Below are 15,515 nucleotides of genomic sequence, written 5' to 3'. Positions count from 1 at the left end.
ATGAACATTGCTGAATACCAGGAAAAACTACTAAACAATGCGATAGAAGCTGGTTTTAAAGAGGCTGAAGTTTATTATGAACGAAAAAATTCTTTCCAGTGCATGCTTTACGAAGGACAGATTGATAGCTACGAAACGTCTGAGGATGCGGGTCTAAGTCTACGTGGGCTGTATAACGGAAAAATGGGTTATGCTTATACGGAAAAATTAGACGATGATTCAATTTCCTTTTTAATCAACAGTGCAAAAACAAATGCAGATGTTCTAGATGAGGATGAGGGCATAGATATTTTTGAAGGCAGTAATGAATACACGTCCTATGAATTTTACAATGAAGAATTAGAGACGATCGGAATTCCTGAAAAAATAGAGCTACTTCGTTTAATAGAACAAAAAATTCGTGCGTACGATTCGCGCATTGTAACGCTTGATTACTGTTTTCTTCAAGAATATGGTACTGAACGTTCATTAGCGAATAGTAAAGACCTTTCCTTATCACATAAGGAGAATGGCTTAGTTATCTTCCTGTCCACAGTTGTCAAAGAAGGCGAGGAACTGAAAACGGGTAGTTATTTAAAAATGACACGTGATTTTCATTCTCTCAATGCAGATGAAATTGCAAAAGCAGCCGCTGAGGAAGCACTTGCGAATCTAGGTGAAAAGTCGATTCCATCCGGAAAATATCCAATCATCTTACGTTCTGATGCGACTGCTTCTTTACTAAGTACTTTTATGCCTGTACTGTCAGCTGAGAATGCACAAAAGAACCAGTCTTTGTTAAAAGGCAAAGTTGGGCAAAAAGTGGCGTCAGATACTTTTACATTGCTTAATGCCCCATTCCACCCTGAAGCTTTGTCTGGAGCAAGCTTTGATGGTGAAGGTGTTGCAACAAAAGAGCAGACAGTAATTTTAGATGGAACACTGCAAACACTATTGCATAACAGAAAAACGGCAAAGAAGGAGGGCTGCGAAACGAGTGGGCATGCACATAAAGATTCTTACAAGGACACTTTATCAATCGCACCCCAAAATTTATATATTTCACCAGGTAAGCGATCACAGGAGGCGTTAATTGCCTCGCTATCTGAAGGCGTACTTATTACTGAATTATCTGGACTTCACTCCGGCACGAATACGATTTCTGGCGATTTTTCTGTCGCGGCACAAGGATTCCATATTCAAGATGGCAAAATTGCCTCACCTGTGAAGCAAATGACAATAGCCGGAAACTTCTTTGATTTCTTAAACAATATCGAAGAAACTAGCTCAGAGCTTTACTTCCTGCCAAATGGGTATGGCTCCTCATCCCTCCTTGTGAAGGAACTATCTGTAACAGTTGAATAATGTAAAAAAGCAAGTCCCCTTTTATTACAAGGTGACTTGCTTTTTTTGCATTTAAATTATTTCGATAAATCGATTTTTTTATTTAATAAATAAATAGTCACACCACCAACAGTCATTGACAGCAATTCCCCAACCCCAACCGTAAACCAAGTTGCCCAAAACGGAAGATCATAGAGGATTGTTAATTGTCCTGCAACAGTGAACATTGATACAGCAAAAATCAATGCAGTTATAACCATTTTCATAATATCATTCGTTATATTTTTCGTTACTCTTCGGCAAAGAATTAATACAAGAAATGTCGCAATACCACCAATAGGTACATCTAACATCCATGTTGGTGACATGAAATTTGCAAGTACTACTCCTAATGTCACAGCTACTACATAGCGCTTGTTGTACAATGCCAAATAGTTGAACATCTCTGACAAACGTAGCTGTACTGCCCCAAAACTAATAATTGACAATAAAACAGTTACAGCCACATATAAAGCTGCAACAAGTGCCGTCTTTGTTAGTTCAGTTACAGAAGTACGGCTTGAATCTTTTACAATAGATGTATTCAATTTTATTCTCCTTTGTAAAATAGCACATCCGCTATTTTAGTCATAACTACGACCAAAGGAAGAGAGCATTTCGCCCTATCTGAAGTGCCGTAGTGCAAGCTAATTTTTTGCTTACTTGCGTATTATAGCAGAAGAATTTAATAATGAACAATCTTATTTTGTTAGCCAGCCACCATCAAACGGTATAATTGCACCATGTATATAATCAGCCGATTGACTAGCTAAATAAAGTGTGAGATTCGCCACTTCACTTGGTTGGGCCCAGCGACCTGCAGGCGTTTCATTTGCTACCCATTTCGCCATTTCCCCGTCTCCTTCAAAGTCAGCCTTGTTCATCGGTGTTTGAATGGCTCCTGGTGCGATGGCATTGGCACGAATCCCTTCCCGACAGTAATCTAAATCTACTTGCTTCGTATAGCCAACAATTGCATGTTTGGACGCTGTGTATGCAGCTCCACCACCACCAGCCACAAGCCCTGCAATAGATGCCATATTGACGATTATGCCTGATTTTCGTTTTACCATATGAGGTAATACCGTATTCGTCACATAAAAAGTGCCCTTTACATTCGTATTCATGATTTTATCCCAAAGCGCTTCATCTGTATCAAGCGTCTTTGCAAAGCCATCTAAAATGCCTGCAGTATTTAATAAAATATCTACTTGCTTAAATATTGAAACTACGGCTTCAAACGCTTGCTCAACATCGTTCCTATTACATACACTACCTACCCTATATGCAAAATGATGAGGATATTGCTGATGTAGTGTTATTAACCCTTGCTCATCCAAATCAAAACCGAATACGTTTGCTCCATTCTCTAAAAATGCACTAGCTTGAGCCTGTCCAATACCTGAAGCAGCCCCCGTTACAAATACCGTCTTACCTTTATATTCTTCAAACTTCATAACATCTCTCCTCAAAAAATAAACAAGAAGCCACCTCATTTGAGATGGCTTCTCTTTGGATTAATTGACAATGATCCAATCTTCCGCTAACAAATCACAGACTGTTGGTGTAAACATTGTGTAGCCCTCACCACGTACATTAATTAAAAAATACGGATTTAAAGTTTCACCATCATGCTCGCTTTGCCCAACAAGCTTCACATATAATTCTGCGCCGCCCCAACCTTTACGAATTACTTTTTCTCCTGCTTTTAAGCGTGGTAATATTTCTTCAAACTTCATATAACACTCATCCTTTTTTATCAAATACTTAGCAACTATCCATAATAATTTTACTATAAAAAAAATAATTATATAGCTTAAATTTCTTTTTAGCATGTAGGAATCTATTTTTTTCTTCATTTGCAGCTGCTCCATCGCCACTGTTAGCCCCATTGACCATCAAATTGCTTGAGGGCTGAATTGCTTACTAAAAAGATAACTGTGATGCTTACGATAAAGTGTGGACGATCTTCTACGTTGCCATTCTCCAATCGTTTCATTTTTCTCGTTTTAACAAATTTCAGCTTCTCCTTGTTTATTACTTTGCCAGTAGCATTGCCATTGAATATTTAGGACAGGTACTAATTTAACAGAACAAATCACAATTATCTGTTTTTTGTATATACTTTTTACTTCATATTACCTAAAATGGAAATATATATAGGAGGAATTATAAAATGAAAAAATTAATTTTTAGTGCAGCATTCGTATTAAGTTTAGGATTGGCTGGTTGTGGAGATGATGCCGCCAAAAAAGAACAGCCAAAAGAGGAAACACAAAAATCTGTGTCAACAGATAAAACTAATGATTCATCGAAAAAAGATGACGTACAAGAGAATGCAAATTTAAAAGCCATTAATACTTATACTAACAAAGAAGTAGGCATCAGTGGACAATCTGGACCGATACTCTACAATATCGAAGCTGTTCAATTAAAGAAAATTAAACCCAAAACTGAAGAAGCCGCTAATTTATTTGATGTAGCTGTAGGAGAAGAAGTAGATGCTTTAACTATTTCTATGAGTGGTGAAAATACATCTACTGAAGATATGAATTTTTATCTTGGGCAAGCCGTGATTATAACAAATACAAAAGAACAATTAGAGCCTGATATGATTTTATCTGAACATATAGAGGGTAACTATCTTGGGAAAGTAAAACATGAAGGCTATAATGTATATGTTTTAAAAAATTCCAAGGTTGAGGATTTAAAAAATATTGAAATTCGTGTGAGTGCTCCTACGAATTCTAATTTTGATCAGCAAGGTGAAGACGTTACTCATACTATTGAAGTAAATAAATAATAAAATGAAGTCACATTAGTGGCTTTTTTTGTGAAAACAAAATCGAGTAGAAGACTTTCCCACCACCGTACGCACAGTTCAGTATTGGGCGATTCAATCTCCTAGTGATAACGCTCATCCAGCTTAGTTACATCTTCCCCCGCTTTTCATTTGTGAAAGCTCGATGTAATATCTCGCTTTTCGTTAGTCGCCAATATCATAATTAACAAATTCCATCCAAGTTTTCAAAGTTTCCTCTATCTATACACTGTAAGACTGTGTTAATTTTTTTCACCTCATTCAGCTTTGACTTGAGCCACTATCTAAATGCGCTAAATCTTCTAAATTTAATTTTTTTACTATTTCATAGCCCTTTCCAGGACCTTTTGGCTTAACAATAACCATTCCCATGTTTGAAATTTTCCCTAATCCAACACCTTCAGGAAAGCTATGGGCAATAATTACTTGATTCATTCCTTGTGGCGGCTTTCTTTCTAACACGGATTGCAAATTTGATAATATTTTCGTTTGTTCATTGATAGAGATTTTCCCACCCAATTTATAGATCTCATACCAGAAGGGATCCATTCTTACATACGCATAAGGAAATGCGAGCTGTGCCGTTTCAAGTGTGCGACAAAAAGGACTTACGACAATTGGTGAACTAATCGGAATTTGGAAATAGCGTAGCATTTGTCCAAAGTAAATTGCCCCTCTTCGCCCGACTTCAGACAAATTTCTTTGAGTAAAACAATCTTGAAAATTTAAATATGGCTGATCTACACCGACCGTTGCTTCTCCATGCCTTGCATACAAAATATATCCACCTTTTTTCAATAAATCAAGGATTTTATCCAAATCCTTCATCTCCTCCCAATAATCCCATTCTAATTATTAGTACTATATGACATGAATTGCTCAAAAAATGTAAAAGTGAAAGTCGCAACAACTTTTCGTATTGTGAACCAGTACTTCACAGGTAGAACAGCTATATTATCCAGTAAATCCCTTTACTTCGCCGGTAGCGGACTTCGATCGATAAAGATAAAAAAGCTTCCTACAATTTTTTGTAGGAAGCTTAGAAATTTACTTTATCGGAATGTTTACGATTACTGTTGTCTCTAAATGTTTTGATGAGTCGATAGAAATTTGTCCGTTGTATTTATTGACAATTTCATTCACAATAAATAAGCCTTGCCCTCTAATTTTTTCATTTTCTGGTTTCTTTGTAGAAAATCCTTGCTTAAATATTTGTGAGACATTTCCAATATTAGGACCAGTATTTGTAATTTTGAACTCATACTGTGTTTCATCTGCATTACAGTAAATCGTTATTTTTCGTTGACACTCTGGTAATTCTATTGCCGCGTCAATGGCATTATCAATTAAATTCGACAAAATTTTAATTAAATCTGTTGTTTTAATTTTATTAAATGCATCATCCGAAATTGTAAAATCCATATCGATAGTATGATTTTGAGCTGTTAGTTTTTTCGTTTGCAACAATATTGATAAGCCTGGGTGATCAATATCTAATTTAAGTGACTCAATAGCTTGAACCTCTTTAGAAAGAGAAGATAAATATTGTTTTGCTTGCTCAGGTTTATCTAATTGAAGAAGTCCATGTAATACTTGTATATGATTTGTGAAATCATGCCTTATAGAAGACACCGAAGTAATTAAAGCTTTAATTTCTGCTTGGTATGTATCTTCTGTTGCTCCAACTTCCTTCGCCACTTCTTTTTGATACCATCTTTGTAAAAATAAAAAAGAACCAATAACGATTAGAATAAAAACACCATTAAAAATCAAGGTAAAAAGATTATCCTCTATCACTTTCCCTTTAATGCCATTCAGTTTATCTGCACTTATATCGATCCCTAGGTATCCAATAACATTTCCTCCATCATCCTCTATCGGTGCACCAACAGATACATAGGCACCATGAACAGAATCATGTATTACTTCCGTTACATAGGTTTCTCCCCTATAAGCTTTTTGTACTTCCGACTCAGGAACCGTACAGACTCCTCCAATATCGAAACTGTTCGTCATATTGGGAGGTAACCCCATAATCATTGCTGTAGAAACCTTTGGATTTTCAACCTCCAATGTATAAACAAATAATGCTCCAATTTTTTCTCTTGCATCATTTAAGTAGTCTCGTATTTCCCAATAATAATCGTTTTTTTGCGGGTTATTTAAAAATTGTTTGTACGCCTCGACATCCATTGAAGAGGCAATAGAAATCGCCGCTTCCAAACTTTGGTTTGCTATCGACTCTTCAACTGTCTTCTTCATTTTTAAATAAGATGTATAGATATTTAAACTAGTAAACAATAATAATAAGATCGTTGATAATATTAAAATTAATTTTATTTTTCGGTTTTTCATACAAACTGGTACTTCCTCATCTATAGAAATATAATGATGCATTCATTTAGTTTGAGCTGACTTTCGCATTAAACACAAAAATTGATAGCTGAAAATGACATGTTGTCATACTTTTTACTATTGCAACAATTCAAACCAACAATACTATTATACTATAGTAAACTTTATTTTTTATAGTTGTTTCGATTCGTTTTTTTTAGCCATTTTCTTAGTGGTTCGTACCCATTGAAAAATTTCGCAAGATGTTTTAGAAAGATTTGGACGCACATTGTTATCCACTTCAATCACTTTCTTTCATCGTGCTAATTGAGTGAAACAAGCGGATTTGTACTTTCGGCTTATTAGCATCGTTCCCATTCACTTAGATAAATACTATTTTACTCTTTTTTCACAACCAAGGATTCTTCGGCTCCCGAAAGAGAATATTTGTTCCTAGTTTAACATTACAAGAAGATTTTGGCTACCACCAACTGACATTCATCACCCACTTACCTATTGGGCTATCCCAAACTGAAAAGACCAGGCATATAATACCTGATCTTTGTATAAGTAAGTATTTATTTTTCTTTGCTAGATGTTCTTGACTTATCCTGTACTTTTAAAAATGTTGGCCGCTTACCGTATCCGTCTATAGATAAACGAAATAAAGACTTTTTAATATCCTGCCAATCTAAATCTGCTCCTATACTTAAATATGGAACACCTAATACTCGTAAATTTGCCATATAAAGAAGTATGAAGAACATCGAAATAAAGAATCCAAATAACCCCAAAAAAGCAGATGCTACAATAATAATTATCCTGAAAATACTCATTGCGGATACAATAGATTGATTGATGAGTGTAAAAGCTGCAATACTTGAAGTCGCAATAACTACAATCATGGAAGGACTCGTAACACCTGCTTTAATTGCTGCATCTCCAATAACTAATCCCCCAACAACACTTATTGAACCACTGATCACATTGGGTAGATGTATATTTGCTTCTCGAAATAATTCAAACATAAAAAGCATCATTAATATTTCAAGAATCGTTGGAAATGGGAGCCCCGTTCTTGATTCAACAACCGTCGCTAAAAGAATCAATGGCAATTGCTCTTGATGATGAGTCGTTAGCGCTAGCCAAAAACCTGGTAAAAGTACACTTAAAAAGATAGCTAATCTTCGTAATGAACGCTCCATAGAACTTACAATAACCGGATATTCATTATCCTCAGCTGATTTAAATAGTAACATTGAATTAGCAGGAGTAATAATGACATATGATACACCATCAACAATGATGAGAATACGCCCACTACTTAAAGCTTGTAAGGCAAAATCAGGACGTCCAGTATAATCATGTCTAGGTAGAATTTTTGCACTCTGCTCCATTCTTTCCATCAATAAATCTCCACTAAATACAACATCCGTATCCACTCGCTGCAGCTGTAATTTTATTTGCTCGAGCATCTTTTGATTTACGACATCTTCTAAATAAAGCACAGCTACCGTTGTTTTGGAACGTTTACCAAGTTCATAAGTTTCAACACTTAATGAATTAGTAGGTAATCGTTTTCGTAATAAAGCAATATTAATAAAAACATCCTCAATAAAATCATCTCTCGGGCCTTTGACAACTAATTCCAGGGTTGTTTCTTTAATGTCCCGATTAGGTTTTTTAGCAATATTACTTGAATACAACAAATTCATATCTTCAAAATACAGTAATACATGTCCTCTATAGACTTTTGTAATGGCATCATCTTTACTTGAAATTTTCTGAAGTTGAGGAATGTGTAAATTATTTTGTATATGTTCTTCTAACATTTCATCCTGCGATGCAGTAAATAGTGATTGAACTCGTTGCACAATAACGGTGTGTAGTAACCGCTCATTAATGATTCCTTCACATTTTATCACATGTACCTTATGTTGCTGAAAGACATATTCTTGGAATACCACATCAGCAGAGCGTTGAAATAGTGCCTTCAAAGATTTCAAGTTTAACTCTTGTTTCATTGACGAAATATTCCTCATCTCCTACTGAGCCAGCTCCAAATTAGTACATTAATCAATACACTTATGCATATTTTTCCCTTACTATTTAAAAATATTCAAGAATACAGGATGTTGAACAAAATGCTTTATCCAATCATCTTCCTTAAGTTTGCCATTTCGATAGCAGACATTGCCGCATCATAGCCTTTATTGCCTGATTTAGTGCCCGCACGTTCAATTGCTTGCTCGATATTTTCAGTTGTAACAATGCCAAAAATAACAGGTACATTTGTAGATAATGACACACTTGCAATACCTTTTGCCGATTCATTACATACATAGTCATAGTGTGTTGTTGAACCACGAATCACCGTACCTAATCCAATAATTGCGTCATAGGTATTTGTTTCAGCCAACTGTTTTGCGATGAAAGGAACTTCAAATGCACCAGGAACCCATGCTACATCGATCGAGTTTTCATCCACACCATGACGCTTTAAACCATCTAACGCCCCGTCCAATAATTTGCTTGTAATAAATTCATTGAAACGTCCTACTACTACTGCTATTTTTAAATCCGTACCAATTAATTGTGCTTCAAATGTTCTACCCATTTTTCTTCTCTCCTCTTTTATATCGTCAGTTTGTTTTCTTCAATTATTTGTTGACGTCGATAGGTTGCCAATGCTTCTACTGAAATCATTTTTAAATGATGTTGAGCTGCATACTTGATAAGGTCATTAAAGCGTAGCATTCTACCATCGTCGCCCATAATTTCACAAATAATGCCCACAGGGATACTATTACAAAGTTTGGCTAAATCAATTGTTGCTTCGGTATGACCTCTACGCTCTAAGACACCATTATCCTTCGCTATTAATGGAAATATATGGCCAGGTCTACGAAAATCCTCAGCCTTTGCTTGTGGTTCTATCATTTTTTCTATAGTCATCGCTCGTTCAAATGCGCTGATTCCTGTCGTTGTATTCACATGATCTATGCTAACTGTAAATGCCGTTTGATGATTATCTGTATTATGACGGACCATTGGGTGCAAGCCTAATTTCAGTGCAAGTTGCTGTGAAATCGGTGTACAAATAAGACCTCTTCCATAGGTCGCCATAAAGTTAATCGTTTCAGGTGTCATAAACTCCGCGAGCGCCAGTAAGTCTCCTTCATTTTCTCGGTCCTCATCATCTACAACAACAATCATCTTACCTTGTTTTAAATCCTCTATTGCTTCTTCAATTGAATGTAGCAATATCGCCACCTCCTGTTCAGTGTTAGTTAAAACCCGTTTTGTGCTAAGAAGTCTCTCGTAATGGTCGGCATTTCCTGTCCACGCTTCAGTTGATGCAAAATATATTTCCCAACTAAATCGGTTTCTATATTGACGAGATCTCCAATTTTCTTCATACCTAAAATTGTTTCCTTGTAAGTGTGCGGTATCAGTGCTACTGTGACACTATTCTTCTCGACTTGAAAAAGTGTTAAGCTCGTACCGTCAATGGTGATGGAACCCTTTGGAATACAATAGCCCGTTAACTCCTCTGACAACTCAAAATCAATATAGACTGCATTTGCTAATGCTCGCTTACGCAATATTTTTCCTACTCCGTCTACATGTCCTGATACAAAATGTCCACCGAAACGTCCATTAGCAGACATGGCGCGCTCTAAATTTACCGGATCTCCTACAGCAAGCTGCTGTAAATTTGTTGCTTTCACCGATTCAGGCATCACATCCATCGTCAGCTCCTGTTCATTAAAATGTATCACCGTTAAACAAACACCATTGACCGCTATACTGTCCCCGAGCTTTACATCCTCCACCATTTTCGATGAAATAACGGTGATTTTCATACTTTGTCGATTGCTTTGCAAAGTTTTTACTGTACCAATATCTTCAACAATCCCTGTAAACAATTTTCCACCTACTTCCTATGCTTTGAGAGTTCCGATTTTTTGCGGTTGTCCCTCCTCCCAGCATTAAAAAAATTTCATTCAAACAAAAAACCCCTTTCATCAAAGGGGTTTGGGAGTTCATATAAATAAGACGTCAACAAACAAACCTAATGGATACAATTTTTTTCCATAGGCTATCATCTCATTGTTCTTCTCCCATCCAGACTGTCACTGTCGGTTTTGGATTTGCACCAAATCAGCTTGCGCTCACGGACTTTGAATTACTTCATCACCGCCGATTGGGAATTTCACCCTACCCCGAAGAACATACTACTATTCAATTCGTTAGCTAAATAATAAATCAATTTCGCCTTGGCGTAATTGTGTCCGGAGGCTTTATCTTCATTTTAGTGGGTGTCCAAACACCTACTGAATGAAAATAAAAAAACTTCCCAACTTAAATGATGGGAAGTAGTTAACAAAAGCATACTCAAATAAACCTTGTAAATTCAACCGAATTTAAAAAGCTCATACTTTTACCCTTCTCCCATCCAGACTATAACTGTCGGTTTTGGATTTGCACCAAATCAGCTTGCGCTCACGGACTTTGAATTACTTCATCACCGCCGATTGGGAATTTCACCCTACCCCGAAGGATTTTTTTATTTAGCTATTTCTTACGATAACACTATTTTATTATATTATCCAGATAATTCTTAATAAAAATCTTTTCTCTAATTCATTTCTTTTCACAAGTTGCACTGTCGTTGCGTTTTCAATGTCACTACTTAAATGAAAATAAAAACAGCCACCACCTTTGGTCATTAATAAAGACCAACGGCGTGGCTGTTCAAAAAGATTATACAGTTAAACTACCGTCTACAGAGACAACAGCACCAGCCATAAAGCTTGCTTTATCTGAAGCTAAAAATAGGACCGCTTCTGCTACTTCTTCTGGTTCACCATGGCGTCCCATACGTACACGTGACATTTCTTCTGGTACGTATCCTGTTTTTTCAAGTGTTTCACCAACACTATGGAATAATGGTGTAACAATACCACCTGGACACACAGCATTAACACGAATACCTTTATTTGCATACTCGATCGCTACACCTTTCGTTAAACCGATTACTGCATGTTTACTCGCGGAGTATACAGCAATACTGTGTTCTGGACGAATACCTGCAGATGAAGCAGTATTTATAATTGACCCTTTCCCCTGCTTCTCCATTACTGGAATGACATATTTCATACCTAGAAAAATACCTTTTACATTGATATCCATAAGACGATCGTATTCTTCCAATTCAACCATTGTAAATGGTGCAAACTTTTGAATGATGCCAGCGTTATTGAAGAATACATCGATACGGCCATATGTGTTTATAGCTTGCTTTACATAATTCTGAACATCCTCTACTTTGGAAACATCCGCTTTAACGAATATCCCTTCACCGCCATTTTGTTGAATTAGTTTAAGAGTCTCTTCTCCAGTTTTCTCGTTAAAATCAACTAACACGACTTTATAGCCATTCTCAGCAAATTTAATACTAGTTGCTCTACCAATTCCACTACCTGAACCTGTAATAACTGCAATTTGATTATTTGTCATATTCTCTTCCTCTTTTCGCTTTTATATTTATTACGTATTCACAAATATTTTCTCAATTGGTGGCCATCTTTGCTTTTCCATGCTTATGGCCCTTAGTTTAATTTCATTTTCATATAATCATTGTAATTACCGTCAAAGATACTCGTACCAGTTGGGGAAAGCTCCACCATTTTGTACGCTAGCTTATTGAGAAAATATCGATCATGCGAAATAAAGAAAAGTGTTCCCTCAAAATTCAAAAGAGCCTGTTCCAATACTTCTTTACTATATAAATCAAGATGATTAGTTGGTTCATCCATAATAAGCACATTAGCTTTTTGCAATACGAGTTTCGATAAAGCTACTCGTGCTCTCTCACCTCCGCTGAGGGCAGATATCTTTTTAAACACATCTTCACCAGTAAATAAGAAATTCCCTAAAACAGTACGAACTCTCGCTTCTTCAACGTGCGGGAATATATTCCAGACCTCCTGTAAAATAGTGTTATTTGGATGTAAGTCCGACTGCTCTTGATCGTAATAACCTATCGTTACACCGTTCCCCCAAGTAATAACACCACTATTTGGTCTAATTTCCTTTAACAGTGTCTTTAATAATGTTGATTTTCCGACACCATTCGGACCAATTAATGCAACCTTTTCACCACGATGTAGCTGAAAACTAATATTTTTTAATAGCGGTTGCTGCTCGCATTCTGTGGCAAAAGAGATGGATAAGTCTCTTACCTTTAACACTTCCTTATGCGAGTTTTTTTCCATTGAAAATGCCATCTGTGTATGTTTTAAATCCTTTAGAGGCATCTCAATTCGTTCTATTCTCTCAAGCTGTTTTCTTTTGTTTTTTGCACTTCTAGAAGAAGTAGCCATAGCAATATTGCGTTGTATATAGTCTTCCATTTTTGATATTTCTTGCTGTTGCAAGGCGTATTTTTTTCCAAGCAATTTCCGATTTTTTTCTTTATTTTCTACATACTTAGAGTAATTGCCGACATATTTTCTAACTTCTGTTCGCTCAATCTCATAGATTACATTAACAAGTGCATCTAAAAAATATCGATCATGCGAAATGACAAGAATGGAACCTTGGTATGAGCTTAAATACGTTTCAAGCCAATTTAAAGTTGTCAAATCCAAATGATTCGTCGGTTCATCTAGCAATAATAAATCTGGCTGTTCTAGTAAAATTTTCGCCAGTGCAAGTCGAGTTTTTTGTCCTCCACTTAGCTGATGAATTGGGGTATTTTTAGACGTACTTTCAAAGCCCATGCCATTAAGAATGCTGTTTATTTTAGCTTCTATTTCATAGCCACCATGCTGCATAAACCATTCTGATTTTATTGCATATCGATCCATAATTTTTTCAAATTTTTTAGGATTGTCTATGAACAACGGTTCGCTCATCTTCTTTTCAAGCTCTCGAAGTTCTTTTTCAACCTTAAGAAGGTCAGATAACACTTCTAACATTTCAGCCCAAATTGTATTATCTAGATTCAATCCACTGTCTTGGCGCAAATAACCAATTTTAATACCTTTCCTGATGTAAAGCTCGCCATGATCATACGGAAGGTCTCCCGCAATGATCTTTAATAATGTTGATTTACCTGCCCCATTAACACCAATTAAGCCAATTTTGTCTCCCCGCTCAATTTTCATCGTTATATTTGAGAGAATTGGATCTCCCAAATAGCTTTTACTAATTCCATTTAATTGAAGTATCATTTACTTAATCTCCTTATAAATTTTGGCCATCTCTTTTGCAAAGCTAAAGACGCTTAACAGATGAATGGACATATAAGGTTACACATCTCTTTTCACTCCTATCAATTATGCCTCGGCATAGTTTCGTCCGGAATCGGCTTTGTGCTTAGGCCTGCACGAGGGCCGACACGATGTCGGTCATTTCGGTAATGCCACAGGACGCGGCGTTTTTACCGATGCAGGTCAGTTAGCCGTTATCGCATGGATGCGATGATTTTAGGCTAACATCCTTTGTGAACTCCTTTCCGATTTCGTGACATCCGCCGGAGGCTTTGGGCCAACATGATGTTGGTCACTCAGTCGTTGCCACAGGACGTGGCGTTCTTAGACTGAGTTCCTCTATTTCAGCAGGTGTTTGGACACCTGATGAAAGAAGTTAAAACAAAAAAGGCGCCGAAAGAACGGCGCCTTAAAAGTGCGAAAAAACCCTACAAGCAGGGGGTATATTTCTTATATGTCACAAAAGAACGTAAAAAAGCGCCGTACAGAACCGGCGCCACAATGCGTAAATATATTTATACAAATTCATCAAGATTACTGACTACAATTGTTAAAATAAGAAGGCAAAAGCTTCCGGGATCTGTTTTCGATATGAAATTTGCTTAAAAAAGGGCAGACTTCTCCCTTTGACAGCAAATCCCCAAGAAGCATGTAAGATTTTACCTCTTTTTCTACTAAGCCTTTCGCGAATACAGTTTCCATTACTTTTACCTCCTTTCGAATTCAATAATTCCCACTAATCTATCACAATTCTATAAAGAACACAAATTTCTTAGTCAAAATTATATACTCTAATCCTGGCTGTACCTCTTGATGTGGTGGCTGAAATTTAGGGTGACAGGTACTTTTTCATTCATTCAACTATATAAAAATTTTATAGATGATTGATCAATTGCCAGTTTTAAACACAACACCATAGCGCTTTTATATTCAAAGACTTTGATTTATTATTTTACAACAGATGTGTTGATTAACCATTTTTATACATTCGAAGAGGCTGATTTCCGTTACGGGCTACTCGCTTTCCTGCGGGCGAGCGTCGAGCCGCTTCCTCCGCTTCGCTCCGTGCAGGGTCTCGTCTGTCTCGCTTTCCCGCGGGAGTCGAGTAGCCCTACACTACAATCAGTTAAAATGGTAATATATTGGCAAATCTGTAACAAAAAAATCTTTTCATCGCTCAATAATAAACCTATTTTTCCCTAATCAACACGCCTGATTTTACAATTAAAATTCTTCTTTTCGTTATTGAAATCAACGTATTCTCAGGTACAATGTTTACCAATGAAAGTTTCTTGCCCTCTATAGCTAAAAAATAATGGCTCATCACCAAAAGTTGTGGGTGACATTTGTTAAGACGTATCCTTGTATATAAGTTGATTGGAGTGGCGACTGGGCGACTCCTTGGGGCACAGCGTCAGAGGAACGCGAGTGAAGCGGCTCATCGGACGCCCCCAGGAAGCTCTGCTCTGCGCGAAAGCGAAGCGTCAGCGGCAAATGTTTTATCTGTGCGAAAGCACAGCGGCAGCAAATGTTTTATCTGTGCGAAAGCGTAGCGACAGCAACAACAAAGCGCCCAGTCGGAACGGAAATCAACCACACGTTATGGTGATGATCCAAAATAATTCATTATTAGTAATAAAAAATGCGCGTTTAGAGTTATTTACAATCCGTTGTTTCATATCCTGTATAATCATGTCATTTTTTTAAGAATAGGCAGT

General features: G+C 36.7%; 14 protein-coding genes, 1 pseudogene and 2 riboswitches. Of the genes and pseudogenes, 4 read left to right on the top strand and 11 right to left on the bottom strand.

Annotated elements, in window-relative coordinates; translation table 11 throughout:
• A complete protein-coding gene (locus ACVWXS_RS08525) occupies positions 1 to 1,344 on the top strand; it encodes a TldD/PmbA family protein (RefSeq protein ID WP_456957595.1) in 1,344 nt (447 codons plus the stop codon).
• A gap of 56 nt (positions 1,345 to 1,400) precedes the next feature.
• Here the strand turns inward: ACVWXS_RS08525 and ACVWXS_RS08520 are convergent, their stop codons facing one another.
• From ACVWXS_RS08520 to ACVWXS_RS08510, 3 genes are all read right to left on the bottom strand, one after another.
• Positions 1,401 to 1,910, bottom strand: a complete 510-nt coding sequence (locus ACVWXS_RS08520; RefSeq protein ID WP_456957593.1) for a QueT transporter family protein — start codon at positions 1,908 to 1,910, stop codon at positions 1,401 to 1,403.
• Positions 1,911 to 2,063: 153 nt separating this feature from the next.
• A complete protein-coding gene (locus tag ACVWXS_RS08515; RefSeq protein ID WP_456957591.1) occupies positions 2,064 to 2,819 on the bottom strand; it encodes a 3-oxoacyl-ACP reductase in 756 nt (251 codons plus the stop codon).
• Between the two features lie 60 nt (positions 2,820 to 2,879).
• Positions 2,880 to 3,101, bottom strand: a complete 222-nt coding sequence (locus tag ACVWXS_RS08510) for a DUF2829 domain-containing protein (protein WP_402984883.1) — start codon at positions 3,099 to 3,101, stop codon at positions 2,880 to 2,882.
• Positions 3,102 to 3,538: 437 nt separating this feature from the next.
• Between ACVWXS_RS08510 and ACVWXS_RS08505 the strand changes: the two genes are divergently transcribed.
• Positions 3,539 to 4,165, top strand: coding sequence for a hypothetical protein (locus ACVWXS_RS08505; RefSeq protein WP_456957589.1), 627 nt, complete (start codon positions 3,539 to 3,541; stop codon positions 4,163 to 4,165).
• Between the two features lie 279 nt (positions 4,166 to 4,444).
• Here the strand turns inward: ACVWXS_RS08505 and ACVWXS_RS08500 are convergent, their stop codons facing one another.
• The 8 genes and pseudogenes from ACVWXS_RS08500 to abc-f all read right to left on the bottom strand — a co-directional run bounded on the left by ACVWXS_RS08500 (position 4,445) and on the right by abc-f (position 13,758).
• Positions 4,445 to 5,011: a histidine phosphatase family protein gene (locus tag ACVWXS_RS08500; RefSeq protein WP_456957587.1), complete on the bottom strand. Its 567-nt coding sequence runs from the start codon at positions 5,009 to 5,011 to the stop codon at positions 4,445 to 4,447.
• Positions 5,012 to 5,230: 219 nt separating this feature from the next.
• Positions 5,231 to 6,538: a sensor histidine kinase gene (locus ACVWXS_RS08495; protein ID WP_456957585.1), complete on the bottom strand. Its 1,308-nt coding sequence runs from the start codon at positions 6,536 to 6,538 to the stop codon at positions 5,231 to 5,233.
• A 557-nt stretch (positions 6,539 to 7,095) separates the two neighbouring features.
• On the bottom strand, positions 7,096 to 8,541 hold the full coding sequence (locus ACVWXS_RS08490) for a spore germination protein (RefSeq protein WP_456957583.1): 1,446 nt from the start codon (positions 8,539 to 8,541) through the stop codon (positions 7,096 to 7,098).
• Positions 8,542 to 8,666: 125 nt separating this feature from the next.
• Positions 8,667 to 9,134 carry a 6,7-dimethyl-8-ribityllumazine synthase gene (gene ribH, locus ACVWXS_RS08485; protein ID WP_368637910.1) on the bottom strand — a complete coding sequence of 156 codons (468 nt, stop codon included), beginning with the start codon at positions 9,132 to 9,134 and terminating at the stop codon, positions 8,667 to 8,669.
• A 53-nt stretch (positions 9,135 to 9,187) separates the two neighbouring features.
• A pseudogene (ribB, locus tag ACVWXS_RS08480) lies at positions 9,188 to 9,781 on the bottom strand (3,4-dihydroxy-2-butanone-4-phosphate synthase); the annotation flags it as partial.
• Between the two features lie 26 nt (positions 9,782 to 9,807).
• Complete coding sequence (gene ribE / locus ACVWXS_RS08475) at positions 9,808 to 10,446, bottom strand: riboflavin synthase (protein ID WP_368637911.1); 639 nt, start codon at positions 10,444 to 10,446, stop codon at positions 9,808 to 9,810.
• Between the two features lie 183 nt (positions 10,447 to 10,629).
• A riboswitch (FMN riboswitch) is annotated at positions 10,630 to 10,755 on the bottom strand.
• Positions 10,756 to 10,960: 205 nt separating this feature from the next.
• Positions 10,961 to 11,086: riboswitch (FMN riboswitch) on the bottom strand.
• Between the two features lie 198 nt (positions 11,087 to 11,284).
• Positions 11,285 to 12,040 (bottom strand): SDR family NAD(P)-dependent oxidoreductase, encoded by a 756-nt coding sequence (locus ACVWXS_RS08470; RefSeq protein ID WP_456957580.1) that lies wholly within the window; start codon positions 12,038 to 12,040, stop codon positions 11,285 to 11,287.
• Between the two features lie 92 nt (positions 12,041 to 12,132).
• Positions 12,133 to 13,758 carry a ribosomal protection-like ABC-F family protein gene (gene abc-f / locus ACVWXS_RS08465; RefSeq protein ID WP_456957578.1) on the bottom strand — a complete coding sequence of 542 codons (1,626 nt, stop codon included), beginning with the start codon at positions 13,756 to 13,758 and terminating at the stop codon, positions 12,133 to 12,135.
• 405 nt (positions 13,759 to 14,163) lie between these two features.
• Here abc-f and ACVWXS_RS08460 point away from each other — a divergent pair, with 405 nt between their 5' ends.
• Positions 14,164 to 14,403: a hypothetical protein gene (locus ACVWXS_RS08460; protein WP_456957576.1), complete on the top strand. Its 240-nt coding sequence runs from the start codon at positions 14,164 to 14,166 to the stop codon at positions 14,401 to 14,403.
• Between the two features lie 771 nt (positions 14,404 to 15,174).
• Entirely contained in the window at positions 15,175 to 15,504 is a 330-nt protein-coding gene (locus tag ACVWXS_RS08455; RefSeq protein WP_456957574.1) for a hypothetical protein, read from the top strand.
• Positions 15,505 to 15,515: the final 11 nt, after the last annotated feature.

This window comes from Lysinibacillus sp. TE18511 (assembly GCF_054062295.1).
This window is presented reverse-complemented; position numbering and strand designations above follow the sequence as displayed.

Coding starts and splice junctions, on each gene's coding strand:
- ACVWXS_RS08525 (WP_456957595.1), top strand. CDS start 1: ATGAACATTGCTGAATACCAGGAAAAACTACTAAACAATGCGATAGAA.
- ACVWXS_RS08470 (WP_456957580.1), bottom strand. CDS start 12,040: ATGACAAATAATCAAATTGCAGTTATTACAGGTTCAGGTAGTGGAATT.
- ACVWXS_RS08490 (WP_456957583.1), bottom strand. CDS start 8,541: ATGAAACAAGAGTTAAACTTGAAATCTTTGAAGGCACTATTTCAACGC.
- ACVWXS_RS08460 (WP_456957576.1), top strand. CDS start 14,164: ATGAAAGAAGTTAAAACAAAAAAGGCGCCGAAAGAACGGCGCCTTAAA.
- ACVWXS_RS08505 (WP_456957589.1), top strand. CDS start 3,539: ATGAAAAAATTAATTTTTAGTGCAGCATTCGTATTAAGTTTAGGATTG.
- ACVWXS_RS08510 (WP_402984883.1), bottom strand. CDS start 3,101: ATGAAGTTTGAAGAAATATTACCACGCTTAAAAGCAGGAGAAAAAGTA.
- ACVWXS_RS08495 (WP_456957585.1), bottom strand. CDS start 6,538: ATGAAAAACCGAAAAATAAAATTAATTTTAATATTATCAACGATCTTA.
- ribH (WP_368637910.1), bottom strand. CDS start 9,134: ATGGGTAGAACATTTGAAGCACAATTAATTGGTACGGATTTAAAAATA.
- abc-f (WP_456957578.1), bottom strand. CDS start 13,758: ATGATACTTCAATTAAATGGAATTAGTAAAAGCTATTTGGGAGATCCA.
- ACVWXS_RS08515 (WP_456957591.1), bottom strand. CDS start 2,819: ATGAAGTTTGAAGAATATAAAGGTAAGACGGTATTTGTAACGGGGGCT.
- ACVWXS_RS08500 (WP_456957587.1), bottom strand. CDS start 5,011: ATGAAGGATTTGGATAAAATCCTTGATTTATTGAAAAAAGGTGGATAT.